Consider the following 17,448-nt stretch of genomic DNA (forward strand, 5'->3'; position numbering starts at 1 on the left):
GGCGAGGACGGCAAGGACCCCGGACCCCGTACCCCTCAGCCCTCTCAGCCGAACTGCACCGAGCGCTTCGCCAGCCCCATCCAGAACCCGTCGATGACGCTCCGCCCCCGGTCCAGCTCGTCCTCGGCCGCGCCCAGCGTCACGAACAGCGGTGCGAAGTGCTCGGTGCGCGGGTGGGCCAGCTTCCCGGCCGGGGACGTGTGCTCGAAGTCGAGCAGCGCGTCGATGTCCTGGGCCCGCAGCGCACGGTCGCCCCAGTCGTCGAACTCCGCCGACCAGCCGGGCACCCCGCCGCCCTGGTGCCGCAGGGCGGCCAGGTTGTGGGTGAAGAAGCCGCTGCCGACGATCAGCACGCCCTCGTCGCGCAGAGGGGCGAGTTTGCGCCCGATCTCCATCAGCTTCTGCGGGTCGAGCGTCGGCATGGAGATCTGGAGTACGGGGATGTCGGCGTCCGGGAACATCTCCACCAGCGGTACGTACGCCCCGTGGTCCAGGCCGCGGTCCGGGATGTCCTGGACCGGCGTACCGGCGCCGCGCAGCAGCTTGCGGACGCTGTCGGCGAGCTGCGGCGCGCCGGGGGCCCCGTACCGCACCGCGTAATAGTGCTCGGGGAAGCCCCAGAAGTCGTACACGAGCGGCACCGGCTCGGTGGCGCCCAGCGCGAGCGGCGCCTCCTCCCAGTGGGCGGAGACCATCAGGATCGCCCGCGGGCGGGGCAGCCCCGCGGACCAGGCGGCGAGTTCGCCGGGCCAGACGGGATCGTCGGCCAGCGGCGGTGCGCCGTGCGAGAGGTAGAGAGCGGGCATCCGCTCCGCGGTGGCTGTCATGGCACTCCCCATCCACTGGACGCGGAACCCGGGGCACCGGGCACCGCGTTGGATGCACAGGGCACTGGTTCCGGTCACGAACTCGTCCGAGCAGGAGTTTCCCGAGGTCATCCGGGGGATCGTTGTTCAGGGGTCCTGCGGAATCCTTGCGGATCCACGCGGGATCCCTTTTCGGGAGCCTCCTCGGCAGGATTCTTGAAGCTTCAAGTTCCTACCTCCGGAGACCTTAGCCCTATCTAGTTAAACTTTCAAGAAAAGGTCGTACAGTGGAGTACATGACCACGGCACCCACCGGCGCGCCGCGCTGGCTCACCGACGAGGAGCAGCTCGCCTGGCGCGCTTATCGGCATGCCACCACGCTGCTGGAGGATCACCTCGACCGCCAGTTGCAGCGCGATGCCGGCATGCCGCACATCTATTACGGACTGCTCGTCCAGCTCTCCCAGGCCCCGCGCCGCCGGATGCGGATGACGGAGCTGGCCCGGGACGCGAAGATCACCCGTTCCCGGCTCTCGCACGCCATCGCCCGGCTGGAGAAGAACGGCTGGGTGCGCCGCGAGGACTGCCCCTCCGACAAGCGCGGCCAGAACGCGGTGCTCACCGACGACGGCTACGAGATGCTCCGCCGTTCGGCGCCGGGCCATGTCGAAGCCGTACGGCAGGCGATGTTCGACCGGCTCACACCCGAGCAGGTGAGCAGCCTCGGGGAGATCATGCGGGTGCTCGCGACCGGCCTGGAGCCGGAGGGCGCGGACGCGGACCTGCCCTGGCTCCGCTGAGCGATCGCTGAGCGGAACCAGGGCAGGAAGCCAGGGCAGAAAGCCCGGACAGGAACCAGGGCGGGGAGCCCGGGCGGGGAGGGGAGCGGCGGTCGCCGTCAGTGGGCGACGACCGGGATCTTGAACTCCTCCTCGGCGCCCGCGCCGGACGCACCGTCCGCCCCGCCGCCCGTCCCCGTTCCGGGGCGGCCGGTGTTGATGAGCGTCATCGCGATGGCGGCCGCGGCGACGAGGATGCCGACCGCCCACCAGATCGCGGCGGCGAAACCGCTGACCATGGCCTGGAGCTCCAGGAGCTGCGGGTCCGTGGCGCGGGCCGCGTGGTCGGCAACGTACGCGGTGGTGGCGCTCGCGGCGATGGTGTTCAGCAGAGCGGTGCCGATGGCGCCGCCGACCTGCTGCGAGGTGTTGACCATCGCGGAGGCCACGCCCGCGTCACGCGGCTCGATGCCGTGCGTGGCCAGGGACATCGCCGGCATGAACGCCGTACCCATACCGAGGCCGAGCAGCAGCATCCCGGGCAGGATGACGGCCGCGTAGCCGGTGTTCAGGTCCAGCTGGGTCAGCAGCAGCATGCCGACCGCGGCGACCAGGAATCCGGGGCCCATCAGCAGCCGCGGCGGGACCCGGGTCATCAGCCGGGTGCCGATCTGGGTGGAGCCGGTGATCATGCCCACGATCATCGGCATGAACGCGAAGCCGGTCTTGACCGGGGAGTAGCCCTTCACGACCTGGAGGTAGTAGGTCAGGAAGAGGAACAGCCCGAACATCGCGATGATGGCGAGACCCAGCGAGAGGTAGACCCCGCCGCGGTTGCGCTCGGTGAGGACGCGCAGCGGCAGCAGCGGCGACTTCACGCGCGCCTCGGTGACCACGAAGGCCAGCAGCAGCACGGCGGCGGCGATGAACATGGAGACGGTCAGCGCGTCCGACCAGCCGGCCGACTCGGCGCGGGTGAAGCCGTACACGAGGGCGACCAGGCCGAGCGTGGAGAGCACGACGCCGGGGATGTCCAGCGGTGCGCGGTTGCGGGCGCCGGAGGGCTCACGGATGACGAAGTACGCGCCCGCGGCGGCGACGATGGCGAACGGGATGTTGACGAAGAACGTCCAGCGCCAGTTCAGGTACTCGGTGAGGAAGCCGCCGAGGATCAGCCCGACCGCGCCACCGCCACCGGCGATGGCTCCGTAGATGCCGAAGGCCTTGGCCCGCTCCTTGGCGTCGGTGAACATCACGGCGAGCAGGGACAGGGCGGCCGGGGCGAGCAGGGCGCCGAAGACACCCTGGAGGGCCCGGGAGCCGAACATCATCGCCTCGTTCTGGGCCGCGCCGCCGAGCGCGGAGGCCAGGGCGAAGCCGATCAGACCGACGACGAAGGTGCGCTTACGGCCCCAGAGGTCGGCGATCCGGCCGCCGAAGAGGAGCAGCCCGCCGAAGGCGAGGGCGTATGCGGTGATGACCCACTGCTTGTTGCCGTCGGAGATGCCGAGGTCGGTCTGGGCGGAGGGCAGCGCGATGTTCACGATGGTCGCGTCGAGGACGACCATCAGCTGGGCGAGCGCGATGAAGGCGAGGGCTTTCCAACGGCTCGGATCGGGAAGGGCGGCGTCTGCCGCTCGGGACAGACCGGCTGTTTTTGGCATGGGTGTAGCCACCTAAGGACGTGCGAGGGCGCCGAGGCGTCGCGAAGTGGGCGTCGGCGGTACGTACCGGTGTACGCGCGACGGATGAAGTGGGATGTGACGGAGGGGAACGACTACGTGTACGGGGGCGGTGACATGCCGCCCGGAAGGCTCAGGTCGGTGCGGGCGTCAGGGGCGCCGCAGGTCCTCCAAGGTCGCCGCCGATCCGGGCAGCTCCGAGCGGGCCGGGGTCTCCAGGCCGTCCAGGAACAGCTGCAGGTGGCGGTGGGTGAACCGGTCGATTCCCTGGCAGGCGATGCCGGGGAGCGGCCGGGTGAGCTGGGAGAGGGCGACGAGTACGTCACCGACGGCGATGTCGGTACGCAGCCGCCCCGCGGACATGGCGCGCGCCACGAGCCCTTCGACGGCCTCTTCGAGGCGCCGGCGCTCGGCGAGCAGTTCGGGGTGGTCCTTGTCGAAGACGCCGGAGAGCATCGGGCACAGCGCGCCGATGCGTTCGTCGGCGGCCGCGTGCACGAAGCGGCTGAGCGCGGCGAACGGGTCGGACTCCGCGGCGACGGCCTCCTCGGCCTTCTGGGTGGTGCGGGAGGTGACCGCGAGGACGACCTCATGGGTGAGGGCGGCCCGGTCGGGGAAGTTCCGGTAGAGCGTGGCGTTACCGACGCCCGCCCGGCGGGCGACGTCGTCCAGCGCCACGTCCGGGCCGAACTCGACGAACAGCTCGCGTGCGGCCGCGACGATCCGCTCGCGGTTGCGCAGCGCGTCGGCCCGCGGGCGGACCGTGCGGCACTGTGCGGCCGGTGCGGCGTTCTCGGCGACGGTCTCCACGACGATGCCGTTCCTTCCCTCTGTGTAGCCGGTCGGCCCCTGCCCGTAACCGGGGACCGTTTCCCCGTTTAGCGGGGACACGTATGCAAACGGGGAGAGGATCCCCGCTTATTTCCCGCCCCACTGTGACCTGAGTCACATCGCCTCGACGGGAAAACCCACCGATCGGCGCACCCAGCGAGCGGCCCCGGACCACCCGGCACAGGCTGATCGCCAGAGCGCAGTCAGGGGTCGGCCGACTGCCGCGGACCCCGAAGGCGCCTCTATGCAGCAGCCCCGCCACCGGATACGCAGACACCGCCGCCCGGTCGCCCTGGCCGGAGCGACCGCGCTGGTCATAGCGGCCATGGCCTCGGCCAGCACCACCCTGCCGACCACCGGCCGCGCCTCGGCGGGCCCGGCGGCCACCGCCCAGGACTCCGCGCTCGCCCCGTGCCGGATCTCCGCCACCATGGGCGTACAGATGTCCGAGGGCCTGCCCACCCCGCCCGGCTACGCCCGGTCGACCGGCGAGGTCAGGGCGCTCAACCTGATGATCGACTTCCCGGACGCGGAGGGCACGGAACCCGCGGCGGACCGGTACGCGGAATTCTTCCCGCAGACCTCCGACTGGTTCAGGACCAGCTCCTACGGCCGGCTCGTCTACCGGCCCGAGGCCCCCGTCAAGGACTGGCTGCGGATGCCGATGGCGTTCACGGAGTACGGGATAGAGCGCGGATCACCGTTCGAACCGGGCTACCGCCAGCTGGTGAAGGACATCGTGGCGGCCGCCGACCCCCGGGTCGACTTCTCGGAGTACGACCTGGTCAACATCCTGGTCAGCCCGAACGCCGGCCCCTCCGCGCTGGACACCGTGCTCTCGGTGACCTTCTCCGGCAACGACGAGGCCCCGGAGGCCGACGGCGTACCGCTCGCCAACACCTCGTTCGTCTACAGCCGCCAGGACGACGGTTCGGGGTCGTACGCCGAGACCGGCTACCGCGTCCTGCCGCACGAGAACGGCCATGTCTTCGGGCTCCCCGACCTCTACACGATGGAGGGCGGCGGTTCCGTCGGGCACTGGGACATCATGTCCGAGGACTGGGGGGCCAACAACGACTTCCTGGCCTGGCACAAGTGGAAGCTCGGCTGGCTCGACAACGAGCAGATCAGCTGCGCCTCGCAGTCCGGCGTCAGCGAGCACACGCTCGGCCCGCTGGCCACCGAGGGCGGCACCAAGCTCGCCTTCGTCCCGCTGAGCGCCCAGTCCGGCTACGCCGTGGAGGTCCGTACGGCCGGGGGCAACGACGAGGCGGTCTGCCGGCCCGGGGTGCTGATCTACAAGGTCAGCTCGGACGTGGACACCGGCCAGGGACCGGTCTCCGTCGCCGACGCCACGGAGGACAGCGGCGGCTGCACCCGGCGCCCCAACGTGCACGCGGAACTGTCGGACGCCCCGTTCCGCCCCGGCCAGACGTTCACCGACCGGGCCAACGGCGTACGGATATCCGTGCTGGACGAGGACGACGACGGGAACTACCGGGTACGGGTCACGCGCCCGTGAGGGGCGCGGCCGCCTCCAGCAGGGCCCGGAGCCGGTGCTTGAGGAGCTTCCCGGTGGCGTTGCGCGGGAGCGGCTCCTCGGTGAGGAGCACCCGCGCGGGCACCTTGAAGGCGGCGAGCCTCCCGCCGACGTGCTCGCGCAGGGCCCCGGCGGTGACCACGGCCCCGGCGCGCGGCCGGACCACGGCCGCCACCTCCTCCCCCAGCACCGGGTGCGGGATGCCGAGGACGGCGGCGTCGGCCACGTCGGGGTGGTCGTGCAGGACGCCCTCGACCTCGACGCAGTACACGTTCTCGCCGCCCCGGATCACCACGTCCTTGATCCGGTCGACGATGGAGACCCGCCCCTCGCGGCGCACGGCGAGGTCCCCCGTACGGAACCAGCCGCCATCGCCGAAGGCCTCCTCGGTCGCCTCTCGGTCCCGCCAGTAGCCGCGGAACAGCGACTGCCCGCGCAGCCACAGCTCCCCCGTCTCCCCGTCGGGCAGCTCATCGCCCGAGGGCCCGGCGATCCGCACCTCCGTGACCGGGGTGGGCCGTCCCGCGCCGCCGGGCTCCGCGCGGTACTCGTCGCCGAAGTGCGCGAGGACCCCGCCGCTGGTCTCGGTGAGGCCGTAACCGTTGCGGGGCTCGACGCGGGTCCCGTAGCGGGCGGTGAGACGGGCGACCAGGGCGGGCGGCGGCGCGGCTCCCCCGGTGCTGAACAGGCCGAGGCCCCCCAGAGCGTCTCCGTCGCCCGCCCGCTCCGCGGCCTCCAGCAGCTGGAGCCCGGTGGCGGGGACGCCGGAGAAGTGCGTGACGCGGTGCGTACGGATCAGCCGCAGCGCCTCGTCCGCGTCCCACTTGTGCATCAGGACGAGGGCGCCGCCGGCCGCCATCGCGGCGTAGAAGCCGGTGAACGCGGCAACATGGAAGAACGGGAACGTCATCAGCGAGACCGGCGCGGGCCCCTGCCCCGGGATGACGCCGCGCGCCCGTGCGGAGGCCGCCGCGTGGTAGCGGGGGTTGAGCGCGGCCCCGGCCTGGGCGAGCTGGGTGGCCACCGCACCCTTGGGACGGCCGGTGGTGCCGGAGGTGTAGAGGATCGTGGCGTCGTCCTCGGGCCGGGGCTCCACGTCGGGCGGCGCGGCCAGCGGATCGGCCGCGGGGAACTCCTCGTACCGCTCGACGCGTAGGCCCTCCACCGTCCGCCCCGCACCGTGGAAGAGGACGACGTACGCCCCGGTCCGCCGGGCCCAGCCGGCGACCCGCCCCAGCCGCTCCCCGTCCACGAGGAGCACCCCGGGCTCACAGTCGTCGAGGGCGTGGCCGAACTCCTCCTCGGTCCACCAGGCGTTGAGCGGTACGGCGACGAGACCGGCCAACTGGGCGGCCCAGAAGGCGATCTGCCACTCGGGATGGTTCCGCATCGCGATCACGGCCCGGTCGCCGGAGCGCAGCCCGTACCGCTCTCGCAGGCGTACGGCGAGGGCGGAGGCGGCCGCGAAGAACTCCCCGTAGCTGTACGTCCGTTCCCCCGCGATCAGGAACGGCGCGTCCCCGTAGGCCCAGGTGGTCTCGACGAACTCCCGCAGCGTACGGGGCCCGTCGGCGTACTCCGGCGTCCCCCGCTCACCGATGACCACGGCGAAGGGCGCGCCGGGCGCGGTGAGGGCGGCCTCGATACGCGCGGCACGCCGGGCGAGCTCAGCAGCCTCGGCTGCTCCGGGGTCCGGGGACGGGACGGTGTGCGGCACGGACGGCCTCTCTCGCGCTGACGCTGATGCTGATACCGGTGCTGATGCTGACACCGGTGCTTGCTGGCACTGCTGCTTGCTGACACGCGAGACGCTATGCGGGCGGAGGCGAAGCGCCAAGGGCGCGACCACCCGGCCCTACCCACCTCGCCGCCCACACCGCTTACGCCGCCTGGGCACCAGGACGCTTGAAGACCTGACGGCCGTGCCAGAGGACGAACTCCGGATCAACCGGGGGCTGCCCGGGCCGGGGCGCCGCGACCGGCTGCCCGTGGAGGGCGTCGACGGCACGCCCGGCCGGGCCACGCGCCACATAGAGGGGAGACACCTGTATCCGCAGGTCGGGCAGGAGCCCCAAGGCGCCCAGGTCGAAGAGCGTGTGATGCAGGGAGCACAGCGACAGCCCGTTGGCGACCTCATCCGGGCCGTCCTGACTGTGCCACCGCACATGCGCCGCCTCCAGGCCCACGGGATTACGGCCGAGCGCCCCGTCGAAGCCGCAGAACGCGCAGGCGTACGCGTAGGCCATCAGGACTTCCTCGGCGAACCCGGACCTCCGCCGCCGCGCCCTGCCCCGCCCCGGCAGCTGCGCCGCCTCGTCGAGAAGGTCCGGGTCGAGACCGACGGCGTCCCGGACCAGCGGCTCCAGCGCAGGCGTGAAGTGCTGTTCGAGCAGGAGCCGGGCGGCCGCCGCGAAGGTGCCCGGCTCGGCCAGCAGCAACTCGACCTCGGGCCGGAACCGCCCGTGGGCACCCCGGCCGCGCAGCAGACTCCCCCGTTCGGCCACCTCGGTGCCCAACGGCAGCCCGTCCCGGTCCCGCAGATCCCACAGAGACCGCTCCAGGTGCACGAACGGCATCGCGGCCCGCTCTCGCGCCCGCGTCCGGCTCGTCACGGCCGGCCCGAAGTCATTGATCAGCCGGCTGACGGGCTCCTCGGCCTCGCCGTACGTCACCGCCGAACTGCCGCTCCCGGCGAATCTCCCCAGCAGCCAGAGCACGAGCAACGGCTTGTGCGGAGCCCGCCGCCCGCCCACCCGGGCCCTCTTCAGCGCCGACAGCAAGGCCAGCAGCTCTTCTCGCGTCACCGAACCAGCCGTTCCACCGAGCAACCCCCAGGACCCCGGCAGCAAACCCCACCCACGACCGACCGCACAAGCCGGACGCCGGCCCCCACCCCGCCTCGGGCGACTCCCCGGGTACCCCTCGCGCGAGTCCCGGGGCACACGATCACCGACCCGCAGAACCGCTGCCGCCCCAACCGCTACACTGGCGGCGGTAGCCCGGCCTGCACGGCGGGGCCACCGTCGCATCCCCGCCTTCGTAGCTCAGGGGATAGAGCACCGCTCTCCTAAAGCGGGTGTCGCAGGTTCGAATCCTGCCGGGGGCACGCATATCACCCAGCTGACCTGGTACTTCTCCTCCAGGAAAGCGCTCGGGCCGGCGGCTTCACTCGACGGAGTGGAGTCGGCCGCCCGCGAGGGAATGTCGGGCCCACCCTGCTTCGGTTCCGCGTCGGCCTGCCGAACGATGAGCGCATGTCACTGCACTGTCTGCGTTCGCTGACCCGCCGCGCGGTTCCCGCGCTACTGGTCGTCCAAGTCGCCCTTCTCCCTCTCCCGTCCGCCTCCGCCGCCGCCGAGCACGGGGCGCCCCCCTGCCGGTCGTCCGACACCTGTGGTTCGGTCATCGTCGCCCCGGTCTCCCAGGCGGCTCCGGACGAGGGCGACTGCACCAGCCCGGAGCCGGTCGTGTGCCTGATCCGGGCCGAGGCCCCACAGGAGCGCGAGGTCGCCCGGGACCAGCGGATGCGGTATCACGAGCTTCTTGAGGACATGGAGCGGACGGAGTGCGCGATGCGCACCGAAGGGCGCTCGGAGGAGGACATCGCCCGCACCCTGGTGCAGATGCGCAACGACGCCAAGGACGTCGTCCGGGCCGGTATGACCCCGGAGCAGGTCGCGGAGCTGGAGGCGCGCAACCAGAAGAAGTACGGCAACCCGCTCGGCCCGACGGCGGATCAGCTCTATCTGAAGTACGGCTCCTGGGAGAAGGTCACCGAAGCCGCCACACGTTCGAGCGCGGCCGTGGACCGCGAACTCGGTCTGGAATTCCGTCCCTGCCCGTGCGACGTGCTCCGGGCCGCCTGACGCGACCCGCACCGCCCGTGGTCGTACAGGGGGGAGTGCCGCTGCGGCCCGCCCCCACCTTCGCCGAGGTGGGGGCGGGCCGCAGCGGTGTGTCAGCCGTTCGGGGCGCTGTCCACCTGGAAGTTCATCTTGACGGTGCCGTTGACGACCGAGGTCGCGGTGACCGTCACGCCGTACTGCTTGCCGTCCGCGGCCAGTTGGCAGCGGATGGTGGCGTTCACCCGGGCCGGGAGGTCCTGGGGGCAGGAGAAGGCGTCGGGCGCCTGGCCCGTCTGGGCCGTCAGGGCGGCCTTGCCCTGACGGGCGACCTCCGCCTTGTCCACCGTCTGCGTCCCGCCGCCACCGGCGCTCGGGGTGCCGGAGGGCTGCTCGGAGGGGTCCGGTGCCGCGGAGCCGCCCGCGCCAGGGGCGTCGTCGACCTTGAAGTCCATCTTGACCTTGTCGTCGTCGACCGACGTCGCGGTGGCCGTCATCCCCTGCTTCTGGCCGCCCACGGTCACCTCGCAGCGCGTGGTCTCGCCCGCCTTGGCCTTGAGGTCGTTCTCGCAGGTGACGTCGTCGATCTCGCGGCCGATCTTCTTGCTCAGGGCCGCCGACGCCTGCTTCGCGACCTCTTCCTTGCTCACCGCCTTGGGGCTGCCCACACTGACCGAGCAGCCCGCGACCAGCAGCGCCGCCAGCACTCCCACCGCCGCTCGCGCCACGATCCGGCTCCGTGCCGACTGCTGCATCGCATTCCCCCGAGATATGTTCATGTCAAGCGTTGGGGCGGCCAACGTATCAGTCGGTTCCGGCCTCCCCGGCATCGGCTCGGTCCGCCGTCGACAGGCGCTCCTCCGCTTCCGGAAACGCGCAGTTCAGGGAGGCGCGGAGGGCATTTGCGGCAAGGGCATGGGCGTGCCGTTGGTTGCCGACTAGAGTCGTCTCACTACTGGTGGTTATGGGGGCCAGGGGCCTGGTGCGCGCACTCCGGTTTCCTGGCGGGGAGGGCCTGTAGAGCATGAGTCGTCGCTCCAATGGGTTGGTCGGTGTCTGGGCCGAAGCGCAGCGCCAACAGCAACGTCAACGTGAGGCGCAAGCCAGGTACCAACTGGATCAGGAGAGGCAGCAGCGCGCCTACCAGCGTGAGATGGCGCGCGGCTACCGCGAGCAGAAGGCCGCCTACCGGGAGCAGCGCGAGGCGGAGGCCCGACGGCGCACACGGGAACTCGACGCGCGGGTCGAATCGCTGCAGGGGTTGCTGGCGACGGGGTGCAGGGCCCCGGCGTTCCGGGCCGACACTTTGACGCGGGCGGAGCGGATCGAGGCCTTCGCTCCGGGGCAGCTTGCGCACCCGATCCGGATGCCGGACCCCAACCAGTATCAGGCGCAGGGCGGTTGGACCGCCGCGCAGCGGGCTCACGCCCAGGCCGAGGCCCGGGCGAGGTTCGAGCGCGACTGGCAGGCCGCACAGGCCGCGGAAGCGCAGCGTCAGCACCAGCTGGCCGCCTATCAGCAGCAGTACCAACAGTGGGCCGACCAGCAGTTGGGTGAGATCCGGCGCCACAACGCCGGAGTCGAGGAGATGAAGGCGGGGCTGCGCAACGGAGACCCGGAGGCCACGGTGGAGTACTTCTCCGCTGCCCTCTACGCCTCCACCGGCTGGCCGGAGGAGCTGCCCCGCCAGGTGTCCGCGGCGTACGACCGCAGCGCACGCCAGTTGGTCATCAACTGGGAGCTGCCCCGGTACGACGTCGTTCCGGAGGCGAAGTCGGTCCGCTACATGATCAATGCCGACCAGGAGAAGGAGTCGCCCCGGCCGGTCACACAGCGCCGCGCCCTGTACCGGGATGTGCTCGCCCAGTGCCTCCTGCTGGTTCTGCGCGATCTCTTCGCAGCCGACGAGTTCGGTGCGCTGGAATCGGTCGCGTTGAACGGGTTCGTGGACGATCACGATCCGACGACCGGCAGACCCGCGTCCATGTTCCTCGGCACGGTGATGGCCCCACGCTCGGCCTTCACCGAACTGCATCTGGAACAGGTGAACGCCGTCACGTGCCTGGTGGACGGACTGCGGGCACAGCTGTCATCGCGCCCTGACCAGTACGCGGCCGTGCGACCCGGCCGGCTGCCCGAGGACGTCGGCAACGGTGTCGTCACCCACGGAGGCGACGAAGAGCCGGATCTGTACGAGATGGACCCCATCGCCTTCGAGGCGCTGGTCGCCGACCTGTTCCGGGCCATGGGCATGCAGGCCGTGACCACCCAGCGCTCGAACGACGGCGGCGTGGACGTCGATGCGCTGGACCCGGCCCCGATCCGCGGGGGCAAGATCGTCGTCCAGGTCAAGCGCTACCGCAACACCGTGCCGCCGACCGCCGTCCGCGACCTGTACGGCACCGTCCAGGACGCCGGTGCCAACAAGGGCGTCCTGGTGACGACTTCCTCGTTCGGGCCCGGCTCGCACACCTTCGCCAACGGCAAGCCCCTGGAGCTGGTGGCGGGCTCCGAACTGGTCGATCTGCTGCACCGCCACGGACTGCGCGGCCGACTGGGCAGCGGTGAGCGTCCTGTACCCGCTCAGCGAACCGCGCCGGACAGCGAGACCGCCGCCGACGACCACAACGTGTTGGGCATGTACTGGTCGGGCGACGTCGCCCTGGACGTGTGCGCGCTGGTCTGCCACGGCAGCCGGGTTCTGGACGACGACCACTTCGTCTTCTACAACAACCCCCGGACACCGGACGGTACGGTCCGCGCGCTCGTCCCGGTCGCGCCGGACAAAGCCGCCATCCAGGTCTCCTTCGATGCCCTGCCCCCGCGCGCCGATCGCCTCGTCGTCATCGCCGCGATCGATCCTGTCGCCAACCCCGCGGCCGACCTGTCCAGGTTCACCGACGCCGGCATCCGGCTGCTGGACGCCGAGGGAACCTCACTCGGCCGGTTGGACGTATCCGACGGTCGATCCGGTGAAACCGCCCTCGTGCTCGGGTCGTTCCGTCGCCGAGCGAACGGGGACTGGGATTTCGTCACGGGAGGCAAGGGGTACGAAGGCGGCCTGGAGGAGCTGGTCCAGGAATACGGCATAGACGTGGACTAGGCCCTGGCGCTGCCCTACGCCCGCTGCGCGGCCTCGTCCACGATCTCCTCGATGACATGCGCCGCGATCCGCGCCATCACCGGATGCGAATCCCGGTAGTGCGCGAGCTCCATCAGGGCGATCGACAGTGCCCAGCCCCGCCCCCGCGTCCAGGTCGCGTCGTCGGCCGCCACCGCCGTACGGAATGTCTCCCTGGCCCCGGCCGTCAGCAGGTACCAGGCCGCGATCAGGTCGACGGCGGGGTCGGCCAGGCCGGTGCAGCCGAAGTCGATGACCGCGGTGAGGCGGCCGTCCGCGACCAGGACGTTGCCCGGCTGGAGGTCCCCGTGCACCCAGACGGGGTCGGCGGTGAAGGGCGGGGCGGCCAGGGACGCGTTCCAGGCGGCGGTGGTGTTCTCCCGGTCCACGACCCCGTCCAGGGCCGCCAGCGCCTCGCGGGTCGCCCGGTCGCGGGAGGCCAGGGGCTCGGCGCGGTAGGCGGGCGGGGCGTCCGTCGGGTCGATCCGGCGCAGCGCCAGCACGAACTCCGCCAGGTCCGCCGCGAGCAGCTCGGAGGCCGAAGAGCCGTCGCCGGGGCCCGGGTTCGTGCCCTCCAGCCAGGTGCAGACCGACCAGGGCCGGGGGAACGCCTCGCCCGGAACGCCCTGGGCCAGCGGGAGCGGTACGGGGAAGGGCAGGCGTGGGGCCAGCCTCGGCAGCCAGCGGTGCTCCGTCGCCACATCCGCCGCGCTGCCTTCGGTACGGGGCAGCCGTACGGACTTGTCGGCGCCCAGGCGGTAGATCGCGTTCGCGGTCCCGCTCGCCTCGACCGCCTCCACGGGCAGATCCGCCCACCGCGGGAACTGGGCGGCGATCAGGCCGCGTACGAGCGGCGGTTCAATGATCATGCGGCGATCGAACCAGGCGCGCCCGGCCCGCACAACGTGCACCGCCCCGCCGGTAATTCGGTGGGGCGCGGCGCACCCCGTACGGGAGGATCAGCGGCCATGACCCGCCCCCCGCGCACCCTCGTCCTTCCGCCCCGACTCACCGCCTCCGCACGGACGTTACGCACCACCGCGCTGCGGCGCGGGCTGCGGATCGTGGAGGCCACGGCCTCCGCCGTTTCGGAATCGAAGGGGGAACTCGGAGGCCGTGCCGTGCATCTGCACGCCGGGCCCTCCTTCGCCGACGTCGTGGCCCCCACGCTCGACATCGCCCTCCTGGAGGCTCCCGCCGACTGGCTCGCCCGGCTCCCCCGGGCGCTCACCCGGCGGGACGTCCGGGCGATGCCCATCGGCGACGCGTACCGGCTGCGCCGTCCCGCCTTCGTCAAGTCGCCGAACGACAAGAGCATTTCGGCGCTCGTGTACGCGGACGGGTCCCGGCTGCCCGGTCCCGATGCCGTGGACCCGGCGACCGTGGTGCTGGTGAGCGACGTGATGACGTTCGCCGTCGAGTACCGGCTCCATCTGCTCGACGGGGCCGTCCACACGGCCGGGCAGTACGCCGAGGCCGGCCGGCTCCGGCTCGGGCCGCCGGACCGTGACGCGCTCGCCTTCGGGCGGGAGGTCATCGCGGCCGCCGGGGCGGGCCTGCCCTCCGCGATCGTCGTCGACGTCGGCCGGGACGACGAGGGCCGCTGGGCGGTGATCGAGGCCAACGCCGCCTGGGCCAGCGGATGTTACGAGGCGGACCCCGGCCGCGCCCTCGACACCGTCCTCCGCGCCGCCGGGCCCGCCGCCGAACTTTCGCCGCACGACCGTGCCTTCGTACGGTGAGGGGGCCACGGGCCCGTCGCCGCACGGCCCTTCGTCCTCGCGCGGTGAAGGCCCCGTCGCCGCACGGCCTTCGCCCTCGCGCGGTGAAGGCCCCGTCGCCGCACTGTGGCAGGCCGTCGCTCAGTGGCAGGTCGCCCGCATCTGCGCCGCCGCGTGGTGCGCGCCGACCCGGCCCGTGTCGCCCCAGTCCCGGCCCCGGTCGATGAGCTGCACCGCGAAGACCTCGCCCTTGACCGGGTAGCTGCGCACCGGGACCGCGGTCCCCCGGTGTTCCGTCTGGCGTACGGCGAAGCCGGTGTACGCGGAGTCCGCGTCGTCCGGGTCCGAGAGCACCCGGTAGACCGTCGGGTCTCCGGCGGCGTCGCGCGGGCGGCCGCTGTCGGGGACGAAGACGGTCAGCGCGCACTCGCTGAACCCCCGGCCCAGCCGCCAGGCCCAGACCACCGTGGAGCCCCGGTCCTCCGTCGGGCTGCCCGACATCGGGACCGCGCTGAACCGGCCGTCGCACCCGCCGCCGTCGAAGCCGCCGTTCTCGACCGTGTACCAGGCCGCGTCCCCGCTCTCGAAACGGCCGCGCTCCGTGTACGTACCCGCCGAGCAGCCGGGGCCGGCCCACTGCGTGAAGCGGTCCCCGTCCGCCGGGGGCTCCGACGAGGTCCCCGATGGAGCCGGGGCGTCCGCGCCTGTGCCCGGGGCCGGGCCCGGTCCCGGGGCGATCCTCGTGGGGGCACCGCCGCCGACCCGGTCGGGCAGCGCGCCCGCCCGGCCCGCCGCGTCCGTCCGGCTGCCGCCGCCCCCGCCGACCAGCAGCGAGGCGACGGTGACCAGGCCTCCGGCGGCCACCACGACGCCCGCCGCGAGCAGGGCCTTGCGTCGGCGCGGCAGTGTGGAGAGCCGGCCCGTCAGCGTCTCGCGCACGACCCAGGAACCGTCCATGCCGACCGCGCGGGACTTCCCCGTCCCGCAGCCGGGGCAGACCATTCCGGGCAGCGGGCCTCGCCGCCCGCCGCCGCAGTGTTGGCACCTCATGGCAGGACACCTTGCCAGGGCGCCGCCCGCAGAGGGAGTGTCCGTACCCGATGGCCCGTACACGGGACGTACGGACCGGCGTGAGCAACGCCCTTTCCGTACCGGCCCGTTCGCCTTCGAAAAGCGGAATGCGGGGTACGGAGTACGGGAGTGCGGAGTGCGGGAGTGCGGAGTGCGGAGAAGTCAGCTCAGCTCTTCGGGGCAGGGCGTGCCCGGCTGGAGCTGGTACGGGGCCGCCAGCCGGTACACACCCGGTCGCGGCGCGAGCAGTTCGGTCCACTCGTCGCCGTACGGGCCCTCCTCGACCTTGTTCAGACAGCCGTGGGTGTTGATGTACGTCTTCGGCGCGGTCTCGTCCACCGCCGACCGCTCCTTGGACTCCTCGGTCTCCAGCGGGCGCTCCACGCTCTTGCCGTCCTCGTCGACGAGGGCCAGCCACCGCGTGTACGGGATCCGGATCAGCACCCGGCCCGCCGACTTCACGGTGATCGTCAGCTCGTCGGCGCCCGCGCGCTCCACCGTCGCCGGCGGGTCGGCCAGCGGCACCGGGTCCAGCACCCGGAAGAGCTTCCAGTTCGCGTCGCCCCAGATCTGGCGCAGATACGGCTGCCCCTGCTCGACCAGCTCCGCCTCCTGGACCGCCCCGTTGTCCGGCCGGTCCTTGGGCAGCACCACGTAGTGCACGGCCCAGCGGTCCAGCCACTCCCGGTAGTTCACCGGGTCCAGCGTGTCGTCGTAGAAGAGCGGGTTGCGCTTCATGTCCGCCTGGCGGTTCCAGCCGCGCGCCAGGTTGACGTACGGGGCGAGCGCCGATGACTCGCGGTGACTGCTCGCGGGCACCACCTCGACCCGGCCGCGCTCCGCCTCCACCTGCTGGAGCTGGTTGACCAGCGGGGCCAGTTCGCGGTTCCAGGACGCGGCGGGCGCGGTCCGGACGATGTCATCGACGCCCTTGAAGCCGATCCAGAAGTTCAGGCCCACGAAGGCCAGGACCAGCGCGTACCAGCGGCGGCTGCGCGGCGCCGTGTACGGCAGGGCGGCGAGCAGCGCCACCCCGGCGAACAGCATCGCCATGCGCGTGATGTTCGACCCGATCTGCGAGTCGATGACGTACGTGAGGAGCGTGCCGAGTCCGTAGACGGCGGCGGCGGTGCGGACCGTGCTCCAGTCGCGCGGTACGAGGAGGAAGACCAGCACCGAGAAGATGAACGGCAGCGACAGCGTCCCGAGCGACATCGGCTGCGTACCCGAGAACGGGAAGAGCCAGGCCGACAGACCGACCACGGCGACCGGGGCGAGGCCGATCGCGTACGCGCCGGGGCGTCGTTTGTGGAGGAACAGCGCCGCCGCGACGACGCCCAGGAAGAGTCCGGCGACCGGGCTGGACGCGGTCGCGAGGGCGGCGAGCGGGGCGGCGACGGCTGCCTTGGCCCACCGCTTGTACCGCCACCGGTAGGGCCAGCAGAACACCGCGGCCACCGCGCCGACGGCGAACATCATGCCGAGCCCGAACGTCACCCGGCCCGACAGCGCGTTGCACAGGAACGCGAAGACCCCGGCGAGCGAGCAGGCCAGCGGATTGCGGACGGCCGGCACCCGGACCAGGATCAGCGCGGTCAGCGCGGAGGAGACCGTACCGACGATCATCATCGTCGTACGGACGCCGAGCAGCGACATCAGATAGGGCGAGACCACGCTGTACGAGACGGGGTGCATGCCCCCGTACCAGGCGAGGTTGTACGCGGTGCCGGGGTGCCGGCCCACGAACTCGGCCCAGGCGTCCTGCGCGGCGATGTCACCGCCGGTGTTGGCGAAGAAGAAGAACCAGAGGAGATGGAGGACGGCGGCGGCCGCCGTCGCGACGGTGACCGGGTGGCGCAGCAGCCGGCGGGCCCGGACCTGCGGTGTCCCGGCCTCGGTGGATCCCGCGGCCGGTCCCTCGGCGGGAGATTCCGGGAGGCGGGGGGACGGCACGCGGACGTGCAGGGCGCCGCCCTCGGCACCCGTGGTCCCGTCCGCCTCGCGGCCGGGTTTCGGCTCCGCGGTGGTCACTACGGCTCTCCCCGTCTCCGCCGG

The 17,448-nt window shown here is 72.2% G+C and carries 14 protein-coding genes and 1 tRNA gene; 6 read left to right on the top strand and 9 right to left on the bottom strand.

Features of this window, described 5'->3' with window-relative positions; genetic code table 11:
- Positions 1 to 44 precede the first annotated feature (44 nt).
- The gene (locus tag ACSMXR_RS14615; protein WP_103508191.1) at positions 45 to 827 is read right to left on the bottom strand and encodes a dioxygenase family protein; all 783 of its coding nucleotides are present in this window, start codon (positions 825 to 827) and stop codon (positions 45 to 47) included.
- A gap of 266 nt (positions 828 to 1,093) precedes the next feature.
- Between ACSMXR_RS14615 and ACSMXR_RS14620 the strand changes: the two genes are divergently transcribed.
- Complete coding sequence (locus tag ACSMXR_RS14620) at positions 1,094 to 1,606, top strand: MarR family winged helix-turn-helix transcriptional regulator (protein WP_137234688.1); 513 nt, start codon at positions 1,094 to 1,096, stop codon at positions 1,604 to 1,606.
- Between the two features lie 98 nt (positions 1,607 to 1,704).
- On the opposite strand, the gene ACSMXR_RS14625 is transcribed toward ACSMXR_RS14620, so the two are convergent.
- Positions 1,705 to 3,249 (bottom strand): MFS transporter, encoded by a 1,545-nt coding sequence (locus ACSMXR_RS14625; protein ID WP_473172046.1) that lies wholly within the window; start codon positions 3,247 to 3,249, stop codon positions 1,705 to 1,707.
- A gap of 168 nt (positions 3,250 to 3,417) precedes the next feature.
- Positions 3,418 to 4,077, bottom strand: a complete 660-nt coding sequence (locus ACSMXR_RS14630) for a TetR/AcrR family transcriptional regulator (RefSeq protein ID WP_218526054.1) — start codon at positions 4,075 to 4,077, stop codon at positions 3,418 to 3,420.
- A gap of 265 nt (positions 4,078 to 4,342) precedes the next feature.
- Between ACSMXR_RS14630 and ACSMXR_RS14635 the strand changes: the two genes are divergently transcribed.
- Entirely contained in the window at positions 4,343 to 5,620 is a 1,278-nt protein-coding gene (locus tag ACSMXR_RS14635; protein WP_137234691.1) for a M6 family metalloprotease domain-containing protein, read from the top strand.
- On the opposite strand, the gene ACSMXR_RS14640 is transcribed toward ACSMXR_RS14635, so the two are convergent.
- The gene (locus ACSMXR_RS14640; protein ID WP_473172047.1) at positions 5,607 to 7,355 is read right to left on the bottom strand and encodes a class I adenylate-forming enzyme family protein; all 1,749 of its coding nucleotides are present in this window, start codon (positions 7,353 to 7,355) and stop codon (positions 5,607 to 5,609) included. The genes ACSMXR_RS14635 and ACSMXR_RS14640 overlap by 14 nt on opposite strands.
- A gap of 163 nt (positions 7,356 to 7,518) precedes the next feature.
- A complete protein-coding gene (locus ACSMXR_RS14645) occupies positions 7,519 to 8,442 on the bottom strand; it encodes a phosphorothioated DNA-binding restriction endonuclease (RefSeq protein WP_308342374.1) in 924 nt (307 codons plus the stop codon).
- A 229-nt stretch (positions 8,443 to 8,671) separates the two neighbouring features.
- Here ACSMXR_RS14645 and ACSMXR_RS14650 point away from each other — a divergent pair.
- Together ACSMXR_RS14650 and ACSMXR_RS14655 are read left to right on the top strand one after the other, a co-directional pair.
- A tRNA-Arg gene (locus ACSMXR_RS14650) sits at positions 8,672 to 8,744 on the top strand.
- Between the two features lie 148 nt (positions 8,745 to 8,892).
- Positions 8,893 to 9,504, top strand: coding sequence for a hypothetical protein (locus ACSMXR_RS14655; protein ID WP_473172048.1), 612 nt, complete (start codon positions 8,893 to 8,895; stop codon positions 9,502 to 9,504).
- 92 nt (positions 9,505 to 9,596) lie between these two features.
- Here the strand turns inward: ACSMXR_RS14655 and ACSMXR_RS14660 are convergent, their stop codons facing one another.
- Complete coding sequence (locus tag ACSMXR_RS14660; RefSeq protein WP_137234723.1) at positions 9,597 to 10,235, bottom strand: DUF4333 domain-containing protein; 639 nt, start codon at positions 10,233 to 10,235, stop codon at positions 9,597 to 9,599.
- Between the two features lie 269 nt (positions 10,236 to 10,504).
- Between ACSMXR_RS14660 and ACSMXR_RS14665 the strand changes: the two genes are divergently transcribed.
- Entirely contained in the window at positions 10,505 to 12,583 is a 2,079-nt protein-coding gene (locus tag ACSMXR_RS14665; protein ID WP_364884870.1) for a restriction endonuclease, read from the top strand.
- Positions 12,584 to 12,597: 14 nt separating this feature from the next.
- Here ACSMXR_RS14665 and ACSMXR_RS14670 read toward each other — a convergent pair whose 3' ends face one another.
- The gene (locus ACSMXR_RS14670; protein ID WP_473172049.1) at positions 12,598 to 13,470 is read right to left on the bottom strand and encodes an aminoglycoside phosphotransferase family protein; all 873 of its coding nucleotides are present in this window, start codon (positions 13,468 to 13,470) and stop codon (positions 12,598 to 12,600) included.
- A gap of 99 nt (positions 13,471 to 13,569) precedes the next feature.
- Here ACSMXR_RS14670 and ACSMXR_RS14675 point away from each other — a divergent pair, with 99 nt between their 5' ends.
- Positions 13,570 to 14,343, top strand: coding sequence for an ATP-grasp domain-containing protein (locus ACSMXR_RS14675; RefSeq protein WP_473172050.1), 774 nt, complete (start codon positions 13,570 to 13,572; stop codon positions 14,341 to 14,343).
- A gap of 120 nt (positions 14,344 to 14,463) precedes the next feature.
- Here the strand turns inward: ACSMXR_RS14675 and ACSMXR_RS14680 are convergent, their stop codons facing one another.
- Both ACSMXR_RS14680 and ACSMXR_RS14685 read right to left on the bottom strand, forming a co-directional pair.
- Positions 14,464 to 15,324 (bottom strand): adhesin, encoded by an 861-nt coding sequence (locus tag ACSMXR_RS14680; RefSeq protein WP_473172384.1) that lies wholly within the window; start codon positions 15,322 to 15,324, stop codon positions 14,464 to 14,466.
- 231 nt (positions 15,325 to 15,555) lie between these two features.
- On the bottom strand, positions 15,556 to 17,424 hold the full coding sequence (locus ACSMXR_RS14685) for an MFS transporter (RefSeq protein WP_376184017.1): 1,869 nt from the start codon (positions 17,422 to 17,424) through the stop codon (positions 15,556 to 15,558).
- Positions 17,425 to 17,448: the final 24 nt, after the last annotated feature.

It is taken from the genome of Streptomyces sp. DSM 106670 (assembly GCF_055792845.1).